At 60.0% G+C, this 1,484-nt stretch carries 1 protein-coding gene; it reads left to right on the top strand.

What is annotated here, in order from left to right; genetic code table 11:
- Window positions 1-122: 122 nt before the first annotated feature.
- Window positions 123-1,445 carry an IS5 family transposase gene (locus tag G3N58_RS33790; RefSeq protein WP_167037920.1) on the top strand — a complete coding sequence of 441 codons (1,323 nt, stop codon included), beginning with the start codon at window positions 123-125 and terminating at the stop codon, window positions 1,443-1,445.
- Window positions 1,446-1,484: the final 39 nt, after the last annotated feature.

The raw sequence follows: 1,484 nt of genomic DNA, 5'->3' as shown, positions 1-1,484 counted from the left end.
GTCGAGCCTGAACAATCCTCGAAGCCTTATGGTGCAAGGCTTTGCGCTCTGAATGGGGTTGAGGGAATTGCAGGAAGCAGGCATATTAACGCGTAATTCCTGCATTTTTTGACGAGGTGCGGATGGGTCCGAAGGCGCCTGTGACGGAGGGAGATTTCTTCCGGCAACCGCTGCGTGAACAGATCAATTTGAAGCATCCGTTGGTCGGTTTGGCCGATCTGATCAACTGGAACCGATTGGGCGCGTCGATGAGCGAGAGCTTCGTATCGCGCAAAGGGAGACCGGCCACATCCCCAAGGCTAATCGCCGGCCTACTGTACCTCCAGCATGCGTTCGACCTGTCCGACGAGGAAGTCGTCTGGCAATGGGTGGAGAATCCGTATTGGCAGGTTTTCACCGGCGAGACGTACTTGCAGACCGAAGCGCCGATTGATCCGTCGAGTCTCACGCGCTGGCGTAAGCGTCTGGGCGAAGCCGGCGTCGAAGAGTTGCTGGCCGAGACGATCGAAGCCGCCAAGCGTGCCGGTGTGATCAAGGCCTCAAGTGTGAAGCACGTGATCGTCGACACGACGGTCATGCAAAAAGCGATCGCCCATCCCACTGATTCACGCTTGCTCGAGCGGTGTCGCGAACATCTGGTGAAGGCTGCGGCGCGGCACGGATTGAAATTGCGGCAGAACTACAATCGCGAGGCCCCGCGCCTGGCCAGCCAAATCAGCCGCTACGCGCACGCCAAGCAATACAAGCGAATGAGGAAAGCTCTGCGCACGTTGCGCTCTCGCGTTGGCCGAGTCATGCGTGACGTCGAGCGTCAGCTCGATTCAGTCGCCCACACTGGGCGCAGCGCGCTGCACGAGTTGATCGGCCGCACCAAGCGAATCTTGTCGCAAAGGCAGAAGGACAAGAACAAGCTGTACGCGCTGCATGCGCCGGAAGTCGAGTGTTTGGCGAAGGGCAAGGCTCGCACGCCGTACGAGTTCGGTGTCAAAGTGTCGATCACGACGACCCACAAAGAGGGGCTCGTGGTAGGTGCCCGCTCGATGCCGGGCAACCCATACGACGGTCACACGCTGGCTGAGGCGTTGGAGCAAGCGGCGATCTTGAGCGACGTGAAGCCGGAAGTCGCCATCGTCGATCGCGGCTACAAGGGTGTTGCCGTTGAGGGTGTGAAGATCTACCACCCGGGATTGCGGCGCGGTATCACGCGCGGGCTGCGCGCGATGATCCGACGGCGAAGCGCGATCGAGCCTGCCATCGGTCACATGAAGGCGGACGGCAAACTCGATCGGAACTGGCTCAAAGGCGCACTCGGTGATGCAATTCACGCCGTCCTGTGCGGCGCCGGCCACAATCTGCGCATGATCCTCAGGAAGCTGCGGCTTCTTTGCGCCCTTGTTCTGTTCGCTTTGCTCAACCGCTCGACCACTGTCGTCTTCACGGCATGAGGGCTAACGCCGCGCAAAACGAATTATTCAGGCCGGACT

Origin of the sequence: Paraburkholderia sp. Ac-20342 (assembly GCF_017104985.1) — a bacterium.
Lineage (GTDB): Bacteria > Pseudomonadota > Gammaproteobacteria > Burkholderiales > Burkholderiaceae > Paraburkholderia.
This window is presented reverse-complemented; position numbering and strand designations above follow the sequence as displayed.

Coding starts and splice junctions, on each gene's coding strand:
- G3N58_RS33790 (WP_167037920.1), top strand. CDS start 123: ATGGGTCCGAAGGCGCCTGTGACGGAGGGAGATTTCTTCCGGCAACCG.